Here is a 14,774-nt window from a genome sequence, read left to right as displayed (position 1 = left end):
TGCGTCAAAGAACAGGCACCACGAACCATTCATGCCAGCGTCAACAGGACACCCCGGCAGCCCCCCGAGAGAAGCCGGTTTTTCACCGGGAAAAGGCATCCGCTTTGTCAGGCGGATCCATCGCCTGCGCACTCTCGGCCTTGGTGTCGGCTTTCTCTGCGTGGCCACGACCATGGCCGGGCTGGATGCGTCACCGGCACTGTGGGTCCTGCTGCTGCTCAACGGGTATGCGTGGCCACACCTCGCCTGCCAGTGGGCGTTGCGCTCCCGCTCCCCGTTTGCGGCCGAATACCGGAACCTGCTGATCGACATCGGCCTGGCCGGATTCTGGGTGGTGGCCATGCGCGGCAACATCATGCCGTCCACGGTCATCATCGCCATGATGTGCATGAACAATATCGCCTCGGGTGGTGTCCGCCTGTTCCTGTACGGGCTGGTCAGTGCGCTGGCCGGCATGCTGGCCGGTGCCGCCCTGCTCGGCGTCAGGCTGGCGCCGCAGACCAGCATAGCGGAAGCGCTGTCCTGCCTGCCGCTGCTGTTCCTGTACACACTGGTACTGGGCAAGAGCACTTACGACATTGCGAAAAAACTCGCGCGGCAGTCACGCGAATTCGAGGCCATCAGCCAGCGTGACGGACTGACCGGCCTGTACAACCGCCGCCATTTCGAGTCGCTGCTCAAGCAGGTGCTCGACGATTGCCGGCGGGGCGGGCATGGCGCGAGCCTGCTGCTGCTGGATCTCGACTTCTTCAAGCTCATCAATGACACGCATGGTCACCAGGTCGGCGACACCGTGCTGCGGAACTTCTCCCGCCTGCTGGAAAACCATCTGCGCCAGGAAGACATCATCGCCCGCTATGGCGGCGAGGAGTTCGTCATCATCATCAACCGGGTCGACGAGGCCGGCGCACTGGCACTGACCCGGCGCATTGTCGAGCGCGTCCGCGCGCTGCAGACGGTCGACAATACGCTCTGGGGCTGCACGGTCAGCGCCGGCCTGGTGCCCTATGCGGCGCACCTGGACGACGATTACGACTGGGTCCGGCGGGCCGACCATGCGATGTACCAGTCGAAGAATGCCGGCCGCAACCGGCTGACGCTCGGCCGGTAGTTCAGACGCGGAACGCTTCCAGCGTCTTCTGCATTTCCCTCGCCTGCTCCTGCAGCTGATACGCCGACTCTGCGGTGGACGAGGCCCCAGCATGACTCTCTTCGGTCATCTGTGCGATGCGTTCGATCTGCTGGGCGATATTGTTGCTGGCCTGCGACTGCTCGCGCATCGAGCTGGTGATTTCCCCGACCTGCAGCACGGTGTTTTCGGTGCTGCCGATGATGCGCTTGATCGCATCGGTAGCCTGCCCGGCCTTGTCCATGCCCTGGCTGACCTGGGACACCACCGACTGCATGGTATCGACCGTGTCGCCGGCCTCGTGCTGGATGGTCTGCACGGTGCGGGTGATTTCCTGGGTCGACAGCGAGGTCCGCTCGGCCAGCTTGCGCACCTCGTCCGCCACCACGGCAAAGCCGCGGCCCTGTTCGCCGGCGCGTGCCGCTTCGATGGCCGCATTCAGCGCCAGCAGGTTGGTCTGGTCGGCGATGTCCTGGATCACGTTGATCACTTCGCCGATGCTGACCGTATGGTCCTTCAACTGCTCGATCTTGCTTGCCGCCTGCTGGATGGTGGTCGCAGTTTCGGCAAAGGTGGCGATGGTGTCGCCGATTTCATTGCCGCCGGCGTTCGCTTCGTCGCCTGCCTTGCGGCTGCTGTCATTGGCGCTGACCGCCCGGTCGGCGACCTGCGCGATGCTGACCGTGACCTGCTCGACCGCCGCCGACATGCTCGATGACGACTCGCTGACCTGTTGCGACGCCTGGGTCATCTGCTGCGAGGCGGTCGACACCGACTGCGCGGCGGTACTGACGTTCAGCCCGAGCGCGTGCAACTGGCGGAAGCTGGTCTGCAGGGTATCCAGCAGTCCGTTCAGCGAATGATAGGCGTCACCGATTTCATCGCGCTGCGTGCGCTGGAAGCGGCGGGTGAAGTCCAGGTCGGTCGACAGCGCCGTCAGGCCGTCGCGCAGCGCCGATATCGGCCGGTTGATCTGGCGTGTCGTCCACAGTCCGCCGGCCAGCAGCAGCCCGCCGACAACCAGTGCCACGGCCAGCAGCGCCCCCTTGCCGGTGGCGATGGTGTCGTGCAGACGGGAAATCGAGCTGCCGAGCAGTTGCTTGTTGTAGTCACTGGCATGCTGCAGGGTGGCGGCAGTGCGAACCGACAGCGGCGTCACTTTCTCGATCGAGTAGCGGCGCGCCAGTTCGAAATTGCCCTGTTCGGACAGGGCCAGCACTTCCGGCACCTGCGCATAGTACTGGGCCAGGGCGTCACTGACCGCGTCGATATTGGCACGATCCTGGTCATCCGAGGCCAGCTCGCTGCGGTAGTGCTGCACCCCGGCCAGGATTTTCTGTTTGGCCTGTTCGAATTCGGTCTTGTATTTCTGCTTGCCGCCCGGCTCGGCCAGGATGTGCAGCAGCACGTCGCGGCGACTGCCGGCAAAGTCCTCGCCGATCAGGTTGATGGCCTCGGCCGATGGCAGAATGACACGGTCATTATTGTCGACTTCGGACTGAATGGTGAAAAACAGGAAAAATGCGGCCAGCGCCATGACGATCAGGCCAAGCATGCCCAGGCCGGACAGCGTGTACAAACGGGTGGATATCTTCAAGGTGGCAATCTCGGAAAAAAAGAAAACACACCGGTTCGCAGGCAATGGCGCCCCCGCTCCGGTCACAACACGCCATGGCGGCTTGCGGCCGGATCGGCGGCATCACGCAATTACGTCAAGGTAATTTACCATATTGTGTTGTCCATCCCATGCCTGTGTCACAAAATATTCATCCAGGTAACCATATGTCAGCCCCGTTTGGGCGGCATCCTGTGCGGCAGGGACATTTCCCGCCACACGCACCAGTGGATATGCGTACACTGAAGCGTGCCGCACGGAAGCCGGCCCGTCGGCGCCGGCGGCTCAATGGTTCTCCTGAGAGGAGTGCGCATGAAAAGTCAATGGATCTCCCCCACCGAATGGTCTCGCCGTCAGTGCGACATCAATACCCGGCGGGTCTCTCCTGCCACGCACATCAAGACGCAGAAGCAGATCAATGAGGCGCATGCCCGCGCCGAGCTCGAATATCGCCGCGATCTGAAGCGGGCAAACGACTAGCAGGATCGGACACGCCCTGAGCTGATCCGCATCAATCCGTCGCGCCGGATCGCCCTCTATGCTGGAAGTGAGCGTTCGCTTGTCAGCATGTTCCGCGATCGGGCGAACAGCCTTTGTCGGCACCACGGATTGGTGACACAGCCAGGAGAGCCTCATGTACACCCGCATCCTCGTTCCCATCGACGGCAGTTCCACTGCCGAGCGCGGCCTTGACGCCGCCATGGATCTCGCCGCCCGTCTCGATGCCACCATCCGCATCGTGCATATCGTCGATCCGCACGTGACGGTAGTGGGACTGGACGGCATGACCGAGACCATCAACGACTTCGTCGCCCAGCTGATCGAGGAAGGCAAGCAGTTGCTCGACGACGCCAAGCAGAAAGTCACCGCGCGCGGGCTCAAGGTCGAAGCCTACCTGTACAACCACGTCCATCACACGGTGGCGGCAACCATTGTCGAAGAGGCGCGTGCCTGGCCGGCCGACATGATCGTCATCGGCAGCCACGGTCGTCGTGGCGTCTCGCGCGCCGTGCTCGGCAGCGATGCCGACAAGATCGCCTGTACCAGCCCGGTCCCGGTCCTGATGGTGCGCGACACGAGTATCGACCAGCACACCGAACGCTAGGCGCGGGCTTCTAACACCGGTTTAATTTTCGGTTTCGTATGGTGGCGGCATCTCAATCAGGAGTTTGCCGCCATGCTTCCCTTCACCCGCTTCCGTCTGCTGCACTGGTCTCTGGTCATTGTCTTCCTGGTCGCCTACCTGACCGGCGACGACGGAGAACTGCTGCACGTCTGGACCGGCTATGCGCTGATCGCGCTGCTGGTCGTCCGTCTGCTTGTCAGCCTTTCCGGCGCCGCCGGCTTCTCGCCGCTGATCCCGCGCCGCGCCACCCTGCGCGCCCGCAATGCCACCACCGCCAGCCGGGTCCTGGTGCTGGCCCTGGTGCTCGGCATCATCGGGACTTCGGTCAGCGGCGTGCTGATGATCGACAACGCCCGGGCCATCGGCCTTGCGGCGGCGCAGGCCGTTCCGGCCGCCCACGCCAGTGATGGCGATGACGCGGACGGCGATGAGCGGGACGCCGGTCTGATTGCTTCCGGCAGCCTTGAGGAACTGCACGAGTTTCTCGCCAATGCCACGCTCGCACTGGCCGGTCTGCATGTCGTCCTGCTGTTCGGCTGGCGCCGGCCGCTGGCGCTGACGACGCTGTTCGGCCCCGGCCGCCGGCGCACGGTCTCCCGCCCGGCAGCCACGCCGTCCACGCCGTCGGCCGAATCGTGAGAGGGACTGCCATGATGACCCGCCTGTCCACACCGATCCTGCTGGCCCTGTCCCTGTTTGTCGTCGTTCCGGCCGTGGCCGCGACGCCCTCCGCCCTGCTGCAGCATTACCAGACCGAGGCCAGACGCCCGGACCCGGCCTTTGCCGCCTCGGCGGAGCGCGGGCAGGCGTTCTTCCTGCGCCGGGTTCCGCGCGACGGCAAGCAGGTCAGTTGCGCCACCTGCCATGGTCGCGACCCGCGCCAGCCCGGCGAAACGCGGGCATTCCGGCCCATCCGGCCACTGGCGCCGGTGGCCAACCCCGAACGCCTGACCGATGCGAAGAAAGTGGAAAAATGGTTCCGGCGCAATTGTGACGATGTCCATGCCCGCGAATGTACGGCGGCGGAAAAGGCTGACTTCATCGCCTGGCTGATCAGCGTCAAATAAGGAAAACCACCATGAGATCCCCACTGCTGCTGACCTGCCTGCTGACCCTGCTGACCCTGCCGGCACTGGCCGACAACCATGACCGCGAGGGCAGGCACCGCTACCGTCAGGTGCCGCCGAATGCCAGTTACCGGGCCGAATGTGCGAGCTGCCACATGGCCTACCCGCCGGGCATGCTGCCGGCGGCGTCCTGGCGGCGGATGATGGGCGGACTGGACCGTCATTTCGGCGAGAACGCCAGCCTCGACGCGGCTACCCGCGATGAGATCACCGCCTTTCTGGTGCTGTGGTCGGCGGAAAATACCAATCCGAAATACCGGCGCAAGTATGCGGAAAATCCGGCCAGCCCGCCGCTGCGGATCACCAGCACGGTCTGGTTCCGCCACAAGCACGATGAAATCCGTCCCGATGTGTTCCGGCGCAAGGGCGTCGGCAGCGCCGCCAACTGTGTCGCCTGTCACCGTCAGGCAGAACGCGGCGATTTCGACGATGACAGCGTGCGAATCCCGCCGCGCTAGCCGCCGGTCCCGGCACCAAAGCGCACGCTGACCATCAGCCCGCTGGCCGCGCCCGGATTGTCGGCCAGCGTCACCCGGGCACCGTGCGCATCGGCAATGCTCTTGACGATGGCCAGCCCCAGCCCGCTGCCGGTGTTGCCGCGATCGCCACAGCGATAAAAACGATCGAACACCCGCAGCCGCGCCGCTGGCGGAATGCCGGGCCCGGTGTCGATGACCCGCAGTGCGGCATGGCCACCATCACGCGCCAGTACCACATCAACGCGCCCGCCGGCCGGCGTGTGCGCCAGCGCGTTGCGGACCAGGTTGTCCAGCAGGATGGCAAGGCTGTCGCCGTTGCCCGGTTCCAGCCCGATGTCGTCGCCCGCATTCAGGCCGAGGTCAATGCCCTGTTCGCGCGCCAGATCGTCATAGTCGGCAATGACCTGTCCGGCCAGTGCGACCAGATCGACCGGCGCCCGTTGCGGCAACCCCATCTGCGGTTCATGCCGCGCCAGTGTCAGCAACTGGCGCACCAGGTGCGAAGCCCGGTCCAGACGCTGGCCGAGCCGGGCGAACGCCTCGGCACGCTGGACGTCGTCACCGGCCCGCTCGGCCAGTTGCAGCTGCAGTTTCAGTGCCGTCAGCGGTGTGCGCAGCTCATGTGCGGCATCGGCCACGAAGCTGCGCTGTGCGCTCATCGCCTGCTCCAGTCGCGCCAGCAGGTCGTTCAGCGCCAGCACCACCGGGCGAATCTCGGGCGGCACGTGTGCCAGGGGCAATGGTTTGAGCGCCGACGGGGATTGCCGTCCTACGGCCCGGGCCAGCTGGGCCAGCGGCCGCAGCCCGCGCGACACCACCAGCAGGATGAACAGGCCCAGCAGCGGAATCAGCACCATGAACGGCAGCAGCGAACGCAGTGCCAGTTTCATCGCCAGCCGGTCGCGGTCGCGGCTGGCCCGTGCGACCTGAATCAGGTGCCCGCGCCGGATCTCGGTAAAGACCTGCCAGCGGCCGCTGGCCGAGGACACCGAATGGTGCCCTTCCTTGCGAAACGCCGGCTTCGGCAGGCCCGGTCCGGCATTGGCCGAATAGACCAGCTTGCCGTCGAGATCCCAGATCTGCACCGAGATGTCGTCGTTGAGCTCGTCATCCTCTTCCTCCGCCTGGTGCTGAACCACAATGCGGGTCGGCAGCGAGGTGGCGATCAGGCGCAACTGGTCGTCAAACAGCTCGCCGGTTTCCTCGCGTACCTTGATGAACATCATCGCACCGGCTATCAGCGTCGACACCAGCACCCCGCCCAGCAGCCAGACCAGCAGTTGCCGCCGTATCGACCTCATGCGTCACCCGGCACCTTGTAGCCGACGCCGCGCACATTCCTGATGAAGTCGCTGCCGAGTTTTTTGCGCAGCGCATGGATATAGACTTCGATGGTGTTGCTTTCGACTTCCTCACCCCAGCCATACATTTTCTCTTCCAGTCTGGCGCGGGATTGCACCGTACCCGGCGGATCGAGCAGGGCCAGCAGCAGCGAGAATTCGCGCCGCGACAGGCTGAGCGGCGTACCGTCGAGGCTGGCCTCGTGCGTGGCCGGATTCAGCGTCAGCCCGCGCAGGCGGATTTCCGGACTGCTGCGCCCGGATCGCCGCCGCAGCAGCGCGCGAATGCGGGCAAACAGTTCATCGAGATCATAGGGTTTGACCAGGTAGTCATCGGCGCCAGCGTCCAGTCCCTGCACCCGGTCGGCCGTGGCATCGCGCGCGGTCACGATCAGCACCGGCGTATCCCCGCCCGCGCGGCGGTGATCGGCCAGCACGCCCAGCCCCTGCCGGCCGGGCAAGCCCAGATCGAGCAGCACCAGGTCATAACGGGTGGTACGCAGGGCGATGTCGGCGCTGATGCCATCCCGGGCCCAGTCCACGGCATAGCCCTCACCGCGCAACCCTTCCTCGACGCTTTCGCCGATCATCCGGTCGTCTTCCACCAGCAGGACGCGCATCCGTTTTCCTTCATTCTGTTTCCGGGCCAGCCGCATCCAGTCCGGTCGTATGTTTCCATAAAATAACCACTCAATAGTTAAAACAGACTGAAAATACGAGAATCATTATTCTCACATACCCCCTGCCCATTTCTTTATTCATATACCATTCATTTTATTGTCACCATCATGACGAACAATTTATTAAATGGCAGGTGCCATGTATTTGGTAACAATTAAATGCCAGCGGTGGCAGGTCACTGTGATTAAAATTGCGGGGAAGAGCGGGCAGGACGGATAACGCCAGACTCAAACGGGCAATCCTGCATTTATAACGACACCAGCCGCTCTGGAATCTATCCGCCCATGGCATGGAAAATCGCATGAAAAATTTATCAGTCGCAACCCGCATCATTCTGGGGTTCGCCCTGCTGTTGCTGGCGCTCGCAGGCGCGGGCGTAGTGTCACTGCAAGGGCTGGACCGCATCAACACCCGTGTCGCCGAAGTCACCAATCATGAATTGGCATTTTTCCAGGGTGTCAGCAAGCTTCAGATAGAAATCGGAAACCTGCGTCGTTTCGAGAAAGACTACTTCATCAATATCGGCGAGCCGGAGGCACGGGCCGGCTATCTGGGCAAATGGAAGAAAACCTTTGCCGAGACCCAGACCAATATTGCCGACCTGCAAAAACTGCTGGCACGGCAGCCGGATGCGCTTGCGGCGCTGCAGCAGCGCATGACCGAACAGGGCGAGCTGCTGACCGGTTACGGCAATGGATTCAACAGCGTGTCAGCCAGCGTGGAAGCCGGCCACCTCACCTCGACGGCCGATGCCAATACCGCACTGGGCAAATACAAGGACAATGTGCACCGGATGGAAAGCACGCTGGATGCGCTGGCCCAGTCGGCACAGACGGCGGTGGACAGCCTGCACGGGCAGATCGACGAAACCTCCAGCTCGGCCAAGACCGCCGTCCTGAGCATTCTCGGCCTCAGCCTGCTGGCAGGCGTGCTGATCTCGCTGCTGATCATCCGCTCGATCCAGAAACCGCTGCACAGCATGCAGGAAATCAGCCATACCCTGGCCTCGACCCGTGACCTGACGCTCGATCTTCCCGACTACGGCAGGAACGAACTCGGCAGCATGGGTGCGTCGCTGGGCACGCTGGTCAGCACGGTGCGCGGACTGATCCGCGAATCGCACGGCTATTCCGGCAAGCTGGTCAGCGCCGCCGACCAGTTGAACGCCGTCAGCGGCCAGGTCGCCCAGGCCTCGCATCAGCAGTCGGAAGCCGCCGCGTCCAGTGCCGCGGCCTTCGAGCAGATGACGGTCAGCATCAATGTGGTGGCGGACAATGCGCAGGGAGTCGAAGCGCAGGCGCGCGACGCCACGCAGGAAGCCGGCCAGAGCAGCCAGATGGCGGTACAGGCTGCCGACGAGATCCAGCAGATCGCGCAGAGTATTGCCGAGACGACCCGGCTGATCGACCAGCTGAACCTGCGCTCCGGCGAGATTGGCGAGATCGTCAAGGTCATCAGCGATATCGCCGACCAGACCAACCTGCTGGCACTGAACGCGGCGATCGAGGCCGCCCGGGCCGGCGAAATGGGTCGCGGCTTTGCCGTGGTCGCCGACGAGGTCCGCAAGCTGGCAGAACGAACGGGCCAGGCGACGACCGAAATCTCCTCGCGCATCAAGGGGGTGCAGACCGATACCCGTGAGGCCCACCAGAGCATGCAGCAGGCCAATGCCCGCATCGTGACCGGCGTGGACAGCACGCGCAGCGTGGCAGCCTCGCTGCAGGTGATCCGTGACCTGTCGCAGCGGTCGGTGGACAAGATCGCCGAGATGGCCAGCGCCATCAAGGAACAGAGCCAGGCTTGTCATGATGCGGCACGCAACGTCGAGCATATCGCCCAGATGAACGAGAGCACCAATATGTCCGCCCAGCAGTCGAGCCGGCTTGCACACGAGCTGCAGGACCTGTCCGGCGCGCTGGACGGCAGCCTCAACCGCTTCCGCGTATAGACGGACCGGTTTTGCCTGCCAGGTCACAAACCCGTCTTTCGACGGGTTTGTGACTTTCAGGCATGGGCCTTGCGTTTGAAGTTTTCGTCGTTATTGCAGTACGTATAAGAATCGAACAGCAAGCCGGGCAGCCTTAACAGATTTTCCGGCCGGTCGATGATGATCTGGTCGCCAGCGCCGATTTCCAGCCCCGCACGGGTCACTTCTGCCCGGGACTGCTCCGTGAGCTCAATCGGGAACACCACCGTCGGCCGTTGCTTGCTGTCGAAATAGCGCAGCAGCCAGCGGGTCGTTTTCCCTTGGCAGAGGATACTGAAATACGACTCGGTATCCTTGGCACTGATATTGGCGTCGTCACCGAGAATGATCTGCGCATTCTGGAAAATGAGGCGTTCCGCATGTGTCGTGACAATCCTGCCGTTCTCGGGGTCGACAACGGGTGCATTCGGGTCTTCGCCAGCCAGTGCCTGGTCAGGTATCGCATCAGGATCCGGCTTGGCCGACAAGCCGGAAACGACCATGGCGCTGACGGACCGCTCCACCGCCTGTTTGACCAGCGGGGTGATGGTTTCCAGAAAGCGGGCATTCAGCTGCCGCTGCACATTGGCCCGGTTGGCAACATAGCGAACAAAATCCACATCGACATGCCGCAGGCTGTCGCTGATGACCTGGGTGAAGGCGGACAGGAACACGCTCTCTTCCGCCAGTGTGCGCAAGGCTTCCGGCTGGAACTGATCGTGACGGAAACGATTGAGCTGGGCGACGTCGGCATCAGCGATGCCATCGAACGAGATGGTCAGGAATGGCTCGCTGTCCATGATGTTCTTGTTGTTCAGGTCGGTGAAAAATCGCCATTCCCGGCCATTGGTAATCGCGGCAACAGCCACTTCGGGCGTCGCGTTGAAGTAGCGCGACAGCTGCGGGCAATGATTCACCGGCTTTTCATTGAACGCTTTTGCTTCGATGAACATCACCGGGACACCATGGCAAAACAGTGCATAGTCGACACGCTCGCCCGATTTTACGCCCGGAAAATCAGCGGCATACTCGGCTCTGACCTTCATTGGATCGTACGGGCTGAATCCCAGGATATCCAGCAGGGGAAGAATCAATGCCTGCTTGGTCGTTTCTTCCGTCGTGCAATGCGCCCCCACATTCTTGATATGTTCGGCGTGCGCCTTGATGCGGTCGCGAAAAGCGTTCATGGTGCCCCTTACTTGAATGACATACCGTTCAAGATCCCATAATGCCGCTTTTGCCCACGTTATGCCAATGCCTTGAACAGCTGGCGTCAGCCGGGTCTCTTTTCCGGAGACTCGACGATAACCCTCAGCGCCAGCAGCAGTTCTTCCATGATCCGGCTCTCATCCATGGCTGTCTGCAGACAGGCAATCCTGAATTCGTGGTCTTCTGCGAGCTGCGTTCCTGGCCAGTCACGATGATCGTGGACAAGGGCATTCATAGTTTGACTTGATGGCAGCAGAACGGTGGTGCCCGCCGTCAGGCGATACCTGATGCCATCAGGTCCATGATTGCAGGTAACACGCTGATGATATTGATGTCCGGACGCCAGCACCAAACCGGCATGGCGCCCGGAACCGGCTTCAATCGCCCCGGGTGCGGAATGCGCCCATCTCGTCGTGCATGCCACGTGCCATCCGGCTCAGCGAATTGATCTCGGCATCCGTCTCCGCGACCGCCTGATGGTTTTCCTCGGCCATGCTGCTGATATTCTCGATATTGACCGCGATATCGTGGCTGGCATGCGACTGCTCGGTACTGGCATGGCCGACTTCGACCAGCTGATCCGACAGCTTCATGATGTGACGCTCGATTTCGGCGGCACCGTCCGCCGCCTGGCGGACATGGACGACGCCGCTTTCGACCTGCCCGCCGGCCGCTTCCATGCCGGCAATGGTGCTGTCGATCTGCTCGCGCACCAGCCGGATGACACGGCCGATTTCGTCGGTGGCCTGTGCGGAACGGGTGGCAAGCTGCCGCACCTCGTCGGCGACCACGGCAAAGCCGCGCCCCTGCTCGCCGGCACGGGCGGCTTCGATCGCCGCGTTCAGTGCCAGCAAGTTGGTTTGCGCGGCAATGCTGCTGATGACATCGACAATGCCGGAGATCTCCTGCGACGACGCGTCCAGTTGCGCCATGCGCTGATGCAGCCCGGTAAAGGTGATCAGGATATCGTTGACTTCACCCGCGCTGGTCTGTGCCGCCTCGTTCACCTGCGAGGCCAGTTCGCGCGCTTCGGTGGACAGCCCCGATGCCTCTTTCACCCGATCCGAAACCTGGGCGATGCTGACGCTGATCTGTTCCACTGCCGACGCCACCGCGCTGGCGGCTTCCATCTGCTGCTTCGAGCGGCCGGAAATGGTCTCGCTGGCTTCCGTCACCTTGTGGGCCCGCTCGGCGACCGATGCGCTTTGCGTCTTCACCCCGTGGATCAGTCCGCCGAGGCTGCCGACAAACTGGTTGAACGCCGCGGCGATGCGACCGATCTCGTCCAGCAGCGGCACCGGCAGCGCGCGGGTCAGATCGCCTCCACCGCCCGACAGCTCGTTCATGGTCCGCTCCAGCCGGGTCAGCGGTCGCATGGCCCGGTTCAGGACCAGGGTCAGCAACAGCGCCAGCAGCACCAGCCCGCCCAGGCCGAGCAGCGAGCCCATCAGCATGGTGCGGTCGGCGCTGGCGGTCAGCACGCTGGCCGGGAAGGACAGCGACAGGGCCCAGATCTGCCGGGCATCGCCAAAGCGCACCGGATACAGCACCCGGACCTTGCCATCGCGGATCTCCAGATGGCTGCGACCTTCGGCCACGGCGGCCAGTCCGGCGGCATCGACATCGTCGGCCCTGGCAGCCAGCTTGCCGGCATCGGGGTGACTCGCATACACGCCGCTGGGGGAAATCAGTGCCAGCTCGCCAACGCCGAACGGTTTTTCCTTGCCCAGGATCTGCTGCAGCGTGGTCAGCGGATAGTCGGCGCCGACGACACCGAGAAAGTGGCCGTCATGCAGAATCGGGCTCATCAGTGACACCAGCGTGACCGGCTTGCCGTCGAGCTTGTCCTGGTACGGCTCGGTCACAAACGGCTTCAGCGTTTTCTTTGGCACGAAGTACCACGGATTTTCCGCTTCCCCGCCCTGGAACGCATAGGCTTCCGGCTTGATCTGGCCACTGCCCCGGTTCCACCAGGTCAGATAGCGGCCATCGGCTCCCTGCGGGAGGACCCCGGCATAGTCGGCGTCGCGGCCATCAAAGGCATTCGGCTCCCAGTAGGAGGACAGACCGAGCAGCGCCGGCGTGCCGCCGAGCGCGGCCACCGTGATCGCATCGGCGGTCTTGCGGTTGTTGCTGCCGCTGTCCTTCAGGCTGGCAAGGCTGCGGGACAGCGTCGTGGCCACGGAGAACGAGGCGCTGATTTCATTCTGCAACTGGACCGCATAGGTCTGCGCCGTGCCGAGCGCCAGCGCCTGTCCCTGCTCCAGGCTGGCATTGCGCGCAACCCAAACCGCCGTTCCCAGCACCGCCCCCATCAGCAGCGCGGCCGACAGGATGCTGGCCAGCAGAATGCTCTTGCGAAAACCGATACGCATGATTTGTCTCCTGATCGCGAATGACCCGGGGCGCAGTGCCCCCTGCCTTTGAGCAGCAATTTGCTGCTGTCGGCCTGCGCCTACGATAATTGAATGAGTCCGCTGCAGGCGAATTTTTAGCGCTTTTTGATCAAGATTCTTTACCTGTGGCGGCAAGCGGAGGCACGATAAGCACATTTCATGACAATGGTTTTATCATGCGACTTGCCCTGCTCGCCCTGCTGGCCGCCCTGGCCTTCCAGCCGGCCCTCGCCAAGCAATCCCCGTACCCGGACACGCATTCCAGCCCGCAGGAATCGCAGCTGATCGAACACGGCAGCTATACCAACAGTGACGGCAAACGGGTGCATTCCCCCGCCCATACCCGCAATGGCAAGGCCCCCGAAGGGGCATCGGCCCGCTGCCGCGACGGCTCGTACAGTTTCAGCCAGCATCGTCGCGGCACCTGTTCGCGGCATGGCGGCGTGGAAAACTGGCTGTAAGGCGCGGCGGCCGTCCCGGCATGCCGCGGTCGGCCCCCCTCTCCGCCGCCCCTGTCCGGGATGGCAGAACACCGCCCCGGCACCGGACTGGTGCCGGCTGCGCCGTGCCCGGCGGTTCCCCTGGACACACCATTCCGGCCGGGTGGCCGACCAGAAACCGGGCGGCCGGAAAGCTCTCGATTACGCTCATTAATGGAAAACTGATATCCATCGTTGTCAGTTATCAATTGACAATTGATCATGATAACATCGTGTAAAATCCATATTTAATATGGCAATGGGCTTGTTATGTATAACAAGCCCATATCAACTTATATGAACATCCGCTGTGTAAATTTAATGCTCAACGATATAGCGCTTTTTGTTCAGATCGTTCGCGCTGGAAATTTCTCCAGGGCCAGCAAGCAACTCGGCATGCCGGCAAACACGCTGAGCCGGCGATTGAGCGGACTGGAAAACAGATTGGGCACCTCGCTGTTTCTGCGCTCAACCCGTTCTCTGTTCTGCACGCCGGATGGAGAGCGGCTGTACAAATGGAGCAGCACGAATATAGACAGCCTCAGTGCTGCAATTGAATCCATACAGTCAGCCAGCCATGGAGTCGGTGGTAAAGTGCGGATACAGGTCCCGACGGGGTTTTTCGAGTGCCCCACCAACAATTTTTTCTTTGAACTGCTGAAGTCCTATCCAGAACTGGAACTGGAAGTCCTGGTTTCAGACCATGAGCCCGACCTCGACCAGGAAAATATCAATCTGCTGTTGATGGTTGGCAGACCCCGGCGGACGAATTATGTCATCCGCAAATTATGCAGCATGCCGCTCGGCTTCTATGCCAGCAGCGACTACCTGAGCGTGCATGGCACGCCACATCGGCCGGACGATCTGAAAAATCATCAATGCATTCATCGCAGCGATGATACCTCGATCAATATTCTGTTGCCCAATGGAGAAATTTGCCTGCCGGTACAGATCAATACCCGGTTTTCCACCAATTCCACGTCCGGGCTGATCAGTGCGGCGGAGCAGGGATTTGGTATTGCCCTGATCAGCGAGCATTGCGTCAACCTGGCCATCCGGAAAGTTATCCGCATTCTGCCGCAATACCTGGCCCGGGGAGACGGGTTGTATGCGGCCTATTCAAATCACAAAACATTATCGGCTGGCGCAAGAGCCATCCTCGATTACGCCATTGCACGAATGGAAACCCACAATAGCGGCTGAATCCGCCCTCTGCCGGCCGGCCCA

The 14,774-nt window shown here is 62.4% G+C and carries 15 protein-coding genes; 9 read left to right on the top strand and 6 right to left on the bottom strand.

The features are described from left to right. Nucleotides 1–31: 31 nt before the first annotated feature. The gene (locus Q352_RS0108920; protein ID WP_211249611.1) at nt 32–1,111 is read left to right on the top strand and encodes a diguanylate cyclase; all 1,080 of its coding nucleotides are present in this window, start codon (nt 32–34) and stop codon (nt 1,109–1,111) included. A 1-nt stretch (nt 1,112) separates the two neighbouring features. On the opposite strand, the gene Q352_RS0108915 is transcribed toward Q352_RS0108920, so the two are convergent. Then, a complete protein-coding gene (locus tag Q352_RS0108915) occupies nt 1,113–2,726 on the bottom strand; it encodes a methyl-accepting chemotaxis protein (RefSeq protein ID WP_156952508.1) in 1,614 nt (537 codons plus the stop codon). A gap of 330 nt (nt 2,727–3,056) precedes the next feature. Here Q352_RS0108915 and Q352_RS23325 point away from each other — a divergent pair, with 330 nt between their 5' ends. The 5 genes from Q352_RS23325 (at nt 3,057) to Q352_RS20385 (ending at nt 5,455) form a co-directional block, all read left to right on the top strand. After that, nucleotides 3,057–3,224 carry a hypothetical protein gene (locus Q352_RS23325; protein WP_156952507.1) on the top strand — a complete coding sequence of 56 codons (168 nt, stop codon included), beginning with the start codon at nt 3,057–3,059 and terminating at the stop codon, nt 3,222–3,224. A 154-nt stretch (nt 3,225–3,378) separates the two neighbouring features. Then, complete coding sequence (locus Q352_RS20395; RefSeq protein ID WP_036385783.1) at nt 3,379–3,849, top strand: universal stress protein; 471 nt, start codon at nt 3,379–3,381, stop codon at nt 3,847–3,849. A 72-nt stretch (nt 3,850–3,921) separates the two neighbouring features. Continuing rightward, nucleotides 3,922–4,509: a cytochrome b/b6 domain-containing protein gene (locus Q352_RS20390; RefSeq protein WP_051528801.1), complete on the top strand. Its 588-nt coding sequence runs from the start codon at nt 3,922–3,924 to the stop codon at nt 4,507–4,509. Nucleotides 4,510–4,520: 11 nt separating this feature from the next. Continuing rightward, nucleotides 4,521–4,937 (top strand): DUF1924 domain-containing protein, encoded by a 417-nt coding sequence (locus tag Q352_RS0108895; RefSeq protein WP_233495275.1) that lies wholly within the window; start codon nt 4,521–4,523, stop codon nt 4,935–4,937. An 11-nt stretch (nt 4,938–4,948) separates the two neighbouring features. Beyond that, entirely contained in the window at nt 4,949–5,455 is a 507-nt protein-coding gene (locus Q352_RS20385) for a diheme cytochrome c (protein WP_036385781.1), read from the top strand. Here the strand turns inward: Q352_RS20385 and Q352_RS0108885 are convergent. Both Q352_RS0108885 and Q352_RS0108880 read right to left on the bottom strand, forming a co-directional pair. Further along, entirely contained in the window at nt 5,452–6,777 is a 1,326-nt protein-coding gene (locus Q352_RS0108885) for an ATP-binding protein (protein WP_028499048.1), read from the bottom strand. The two genes, Q352_RS20385 and Q352_RS0108885, sit on opposite strands and share 4 nt — an antisense overlap. Beyond that, complete coding sequence (locus Q352_RS0108880) at nt 6,774–7,436, bottom strand: response regulator (protein ID WP_028499047.1); 663 nt, start codon at nt 7,434–7,436, stop codon at nt 6,774–6,776. Before Q352_RS0108880 ends, Q352_RS0108885 begins: the two co-directional genes overlap by 4 nt. Before the next feature lie 362 nt (nt 7,437–7,798). Here Q352_RS0108880 and Q352_RS0108875 point away from each other — a divergent pair, with 362 nt between their 5' ends. Further along, nucleotides 7,799–9,445, top strand: a complete 1,647-nt coding sequence (locus Q352_RS0108875) for a methyl-accepting chemotaxis protein (RefSeq protein ID WP_036385780.1) — start codon at nt 7,799–7,801, stop codon at nt 9,443–9,445. A 56-nt stretch (nt 9,446–9,501) separates the two neighbouring features. Here the strand turns inward: Q352_RS0108875 and Q352_RS0108870 are convergent, their stop codons facing one another. From Q352_RS0108870 to Q352_RS0108860, 3 genes are all read right to left on the bottom strand, one after another. Further along, nucleotides 9,502–10,650, bottom strand: coding sequence for a type I restriction endonuclease (locus tag Q352_RS0108870; protein WP_028499045.1), 1,149 nt, complete (start codon nt 10,648–10,650; stop codon nt 9,502–9,504). Nucleotides 10,651–10,736: 86 nt separating this feature from the next. After that, entirely contained in the window at nt 10,737–10,907 is a 171-nt protein-coding gene (locus Q352_RS23320; protein WP_156952506.1) for a hypothetical protein, read from the bottom strand. 142 nt (nt 10,908–11,049) lie between these two features. Further along, a complete protein-coding gene (locus tag Q352_RS0108860; RefSeq protein WP_028499044.1) occupies nt 11,050–13,047 on the bottom strand; it encodes a methyl-accepting chemotaxis protein in 1,998 nt (665 codons plus the stop codon). 197 nt (nt 13,048–13,244) lie between these two features. Between Q352_RS0108860 and Q352_RS0108855 the strand changes: the two genes are divergently transcribed. Next, nucleotides 13,245–13,529 carry a DUF3761 domain-containing protein gene (locus Q352_RS0108855; RefSeq protein WP_028499043.1) on the top strand — a complete coding sequence of 95 codons (285 nt, stop codon included), beginning with the start codon at nt 13,245–13,247 and terminating at the stop codon, nt 13,527–13,529. A 315-nt stretch (nt 13,530–13,844) separates the two neighbouring features. Next, the gene (locus Q352_RS0108850; protein ID WP_158537473.1) at nt 13,845–14,750 is read left to right on the top strand and encodes a LysR family transcriptional regulator; all 906 of its coding nucleotides are present in this window, start codon (nt 13,845–13,847) and stop codon (nt 14,748–14,750) included. Nucleotides 14,751–14,774: the final 24 nt, after the last annotated feature.

Origin of the sequence: Microvirgula aerodenitrificans DSM 15089 (assembly GCF_000620105.1) — a bacterium.
Taxonomy (GTDB): Bacteria; Pseudomonadota; Gammaproteobacteria; order Burkholderiales; family Aquaspirillaceae; genus Microvirgula; species Microvirgula aerodenitrificans.
Note: the sequence above shows the minus strand (reverse complement) of the source record. Positions and strands in the feature narration are given on the sequence as shown.

What these genes read in the sequence shown, in the direction of transcription:
- Q352_RS0108920 (WP_211249611.1), top strand. Translation starts at nt 32, where the DNA reads ATGCCAGCGTCAACAGGACACCCCGGCAGCCCCCCGAGAGAAGCCGGT.
- Q352_RS23325 (WP_156952507.1), top strand. Translation starts at nt 3,057, where the DNA reads ATGAAAAGTCAATGGATCTCCCCCACCGAATGGTCTCGCCGTCAGTGC.
- Q352_RS20395 (WP_036385783.1), top strand. Translation starts at nt 3,379, where the DNA reads ATGTACACCCGCATCCTCGTTCCCATCGACGGCAGTTCCACTGCCGAG.
- Q352_RS20390 (WP_051528801.1), top strand. Translation starts at nt 3,922, where the DNA reads ATGCTTCCCTTCACCCGCTTCCGTCTGCTGCACTGGTCTCTGGTCATT.
- Q352_RS0108895 (WP_233495275.1), top strand. Translation starts at nt 4,521, where the DNA reads ATGATGACCCGCCTGTCCACACCGATCCTGCTGGCCCTGTCCCTGTTT.
- Q352_RS20385 (WP_036385781.1), top strand. Translation starts at nt 4,949, where the DNA reads ATGAGATCCCCACTGCTGCTGACCTGCCTGCTGACCCTGCTGACCCTG.
- Q352_RS0108885 (WP_028499048.1), bottom strand. Translation starts at nt 6,777, where the DNA reads ATGAGGTCGATACGGCGGCAACTGCTGGTCTGGCTGCTGGGCGGGGTG.
- Q352_RS0108880 (WP_028499047.1), bottom strand. Translation starts at nt 7,436, where the DNA reads ATGCGCGTCCTGCTGGTGGAAGACGACCGGATGATCGGCGAAAGCGTC.
- Q352_RS0108875 (WP_036385780.1), top strand. Translation starts at nt 7,799, where the DNA reads ATGAAAAATTTATCAGTCGCAACCCGCATCATTCTGGGGTTCGCCCTG.
- Q352_RS0108870 (WP_028499045.1), bottom strand. Translation starts at nt 10,650, where the DNA reads ATGAACGCTTTTCGCGACCGCATCAAGGCGCACGCCGAACATATCAAG.
- Q352_RS23320 (WP_156952506.1), bottom strand. Translation starts at nt 10,907, where the DNA reads ATGAATGCCCTTGTCCACGATCATCGTGACTGGCCAGGAACGCAGCTC.
- Q352_RS0108860 (WP_028499044.1), bottom strand. Translation starts at nt 13,047, where the DNA reads ATGCGTATCGGTTTTCGCAAGAGCATTCTGCTGGCCAGCATCCTGTCG.
- Q352_RS0108855 (WP_028499043.1), top strand. Translation starts at nt 13,245, where the DNA reads ATGCGACTTGCCCTGCTCGCCCTGCTGGCCGCCCTGGCCTTCCAGCCG.
- Q352_RS0108850 (WP_158537473.1), top strand. Translation starts at nt 13,845, where the DNA reads ATGAACATCCGCTGTGTAAATTTAATGCTCAACGATATAGCGCTTTTT.